This is a genomic window from Chrysiogenia bacterium (assembly GCA_020434085.1).
In the GTDB taxonomy this organism is placed as follows: domain Bacteria; phylum JAGRBM01; class JAGRBM01; order JAGRBM01; family JAGRBM01; genus JAGRBM01.
On the sequence record JAGRBM010000565.1, the window covers coordinates 1 to 3,241 of the forward strand.

The window sequence follows — 3,241 nt, forward strand, 5'->3', positions numbered from 1 at the left end:
ACGGCACGCGCGTGATTCTCGAACAGGCCCGCCGCGACATCGGCCGCCAGTTCGGTTTCTATCCCAAGGACAAGATCGCGGTCGTGCTCTACACGCGCGTGCAATACAACCGCGCGCTTTCGGCGCCAAATTGGTCGGGCGCGCTCTTCGACGGAAAGATCCGCCTGCCCACCAAGGGCCTGGGCTCGAACGCGTTGCCGCTCAAGAACACGATTTATCACGAGTACGTACACGCCGTGATCGTGCGCATGGGCGGCGAGCGCGTGCCGAGCTGGCTGCACGAGGGGCTAGCCCAGTATTTCGAGCCCGATGAGCGCAGCTACCGCTTCTCGGACTTCGACATCGGCCGCCAGGGCGCGCTGGCCATGGGGAATCTCGAAGGTGGTTTTTCGGGGCTTCCCGACGAATACGTGGGCATCGCCTATGCGCAGTCCCAGTCCTTCGTGGGTTTCCTGATTCAGGAAAACGGCGGAATGTTCCGCATCAAGCGCCTGCTCAATGAATTCAATCAGGGCAAGGACACCCACGCCGCCCTGCAGGCGGTCTACGGCATGGACCGCAGCACTCTCGAAGAACGCTGGCGCCGCTCGCTGGAGAGGAAGATGCAACGGTGAGCACCCGCGCGCAGTCCCGGGCGCTGGTGCTCCGCCGCACCGACTGCGGGGAAGCCGATCGAATCCTGACCCTGCTGACCCGCGAGGACGGACTCATTCGCGCCATCGCCAGGAACGCGCGCGCCTCGCGCCGGCGCTTTGGCGGGGCGATCGAGCTCTTTTCGCTGGCGCGCCTGGACCTGGGCCGAAAGCGCGCGGGCAGCGAGGGGCTCGAAACCCTCAACAGCGCCGAGCAGATCGATGCCCATCTGGGCCTTCGCGCCTCGCTGGGAGCGCTGCGCGGCGCAAGCGTCATGTGCGAGGCGACCTCGCACCTCATTCACGAACACGAAGCCGTGCCCGAGCTCTTCGACCAGCTCTGCGCGGCCCTTGCCGGACTCGGCCGGGAGACTCCGCCCGAGCGGATTTGCCTGGTGGAGCTGTGGTACCTGCTCAAGCTGCTGGAGACCGCCGGCATTGCGCCGCTGCTCGAGCACTGCGTGCGCTGCGGTCGCACGCCGGACAAGTTCGCGCAGGCGCGCCTGAGTCGTGACGAGGGAGGCATCATCTGCGAACACTGCATCCCCGCCGGGGCCGAACACGGACTGCCCGCCGCCGGGGTGCGCGTCTATGGCCAGATCGCCTGTTGCCGGAGCCTGGAAGAGCTGAACGCGGTGCGCATCACCCCGGAGGGCTGCGCCCAATTGCTGGAACTGACGCGGGAATTCGTGATGAGCCGCATCGGTAGACCCCTGAAGAGCCTGGAAGGCTTCGGAAACCGCATTTGACGGGCTCTTGATGGATTGAAAAAGCCCGGGGAATTGCCTAGGTTTTGTCCGGCAGTAGGGGACTTTCAGCAAATTTACGGATCGGGCGGGCCAGAGGCCGGTATTTAGAGGGGAAGCCTTCTTCAGGTTGCCGGGCAGGCTGCGTATTCAATGTCGCAACAACAGTTCACACTGCTATCCAAGGGCACGGGCCAGGCGAAGTTCAATCTGCTGGCCTATGTCGGCGCTCCCGGCGCCGAGCCCGAGTATTGCCTCATTTTTGTCGTCACCAACGGCGGCGAAAAGATCGTCATCGAAGACGCCAAGCAGGCGCGTTGCGAAGACGTCAAGAACTACCTCATCGACATTTTCAAGCAGGACACCGCTACCACGACGCTCAGTTGTGACATGGAAGAGGGCGACCTCACGCGCGAGCGACTGGCGCGCATCTTTGCCTCGCTCGGCCGTCACACGCTGGGTCTGCCCCAGGGCACGCCGCTGGCCGGCATGGAGCGGGTCAAGAAATACCTGGTTGGTCACGAGGGCGATACCGCCTGGGGCGAGATCCTCGACAAAGTCGATCCCAACAAGAGCGTGCATCCCGAACTGGCTTCGGGAGAGCAGGCCGAACAGGCGAGCATGAGCGAACTGACCGGTCAGGCTCCTGCAGCGCAAGCGGCGCCGCCTCCACCTCCGCCCGCACCCGCAGCACAGGCCGCGCCGCCGCCACCGCCGCCGCCGCCGGCACCGGCACCGGCACCGGTCGAGGACGAGGATGAGAGCTTCGAGTCCCTGCTGGGCGGAGAAGAGGAAGAAGAAGCGCTCGCTGAACCACCGCTTCAGCGTCTTGAGAAAATCTCGGGCGTGGAGGGCAAGCTCGTCTACTTCACCTCGCGCTATTCAAAAATTCTCGATGAACTCTCCCAGGCGGCCAAAGCGGTCGGCGGTGATATCGCGCAGCTCAAGGGCGCCATTTCCACGGCGGCAAGTCAGGTAAAGAAGCTGACCAAGGACGTGACGCCGGTCCCGGCCGACTTTTTCGTGAACAAGGACTGGGCGAGCGCGAACCCCGAACTCAACACGGTGTTCGTCTACCAGCTCCACTTCAACCTTCCGGAGTATAAGGAGAAGAGCAAGAGCGAGATCGTGCGCCTGCTCTCCATGGAACTCACGCCCAGCAGCAAGCGCGAGCCCGAGTCCATCTCGGTGGAGTTTCTCTACAAGAAGCGCTTCGATCTGATGCCCGAACCCGGCGACCACCTGCGCGACCTGCTGCGCTTTCGCTTCGGCAAGGACCTCGCCCTCGAGGAGCGCTTCCCCTACATCGCACGCAAGGTCGATCTGACCAAGCTCTACTACTGCTTCAAGGACGAAAATCACCACGACCGCGTGCGGCTCACCGACATCTTCTGTTTCCGCGAGCTCGATGGACGTTCCGGAATGGTCTACGTCCCCTATGAGTATCTGGGGACCAACGTGCTGAACCGGCTGCTCAACGACTTCTTCTCCAATCCCTGGCAGGGGCAGGGCGCGCAGCCTGCGGTGTAGCGGCGCACTCTTGTTCTCAACTCTTCGAGTGAACCTGTCGTTCTGAGGGGTGCGAAGTGCCCCGAAGAATCGCGTTCACACCGTTTCCATGGGATTCTTCGCTACGCTCAGCATGACAACTTTGGGCAAATATCAGCCAGCCCACAAAGAAAAAGGCCGGCAATTTGCCGGCCTTTTTTGTAGAGCTGGTCGCTGGATCAGGCTTCGGCCGGGCGAGAGTCCGCGACCAGATCCTTGATCGAATCGCCGCTGGCCTTCATCTGCGAGAGCATGACGAGGTCTTCGCCCAGACCCTTCACCAGACGCGGATCATTGAAGATGTTGAGGTTCGGC

3 protein-coding genes are annotated in these 3,241 nt (G+C 62.8%); all 3 read left to right on the top strand.

What is annotated here, in order from left to right:
- A partial coding sequence (locus KDH09_18630) for a DUF1570 domain-containing protein (GenBank protein MCB0221720.1) occupies window positions 1–614 on the top strand: 614 nt, incomplete at its 5' end.
- Window positions 611–1,381 carry a DNA repair protein RecO gene (gene recO / locus KDH09_18635; GenBank protein MCB0221721.1) on the top strand — a complete coding sequence of 257 codons (771 nt, stop codon included), beginning with the start codon at window positions 611–613 and terminating at the stop codon, window positions 1,379–1,381. The genes KDH09_18630 and recO, both read left to right, overlap by 4 nt.
- A 150-nt stretch (window positions 1,382–1,531) precedes the next feature.
- The gene (locus KDH09_18640; GenBank protein MCB0221722.1) at window positions 1,532–2,908 is read left to right on the top strand and encodes a hypothetical protein; all 1,377 of its coding nucleotides are present in this window, start codon (window positions 1,532–1,534) and stop codon (window positions 2,906–2,908) included.
- Window positions 2,909–3,241: the final 333 nt, after the last annotated feature.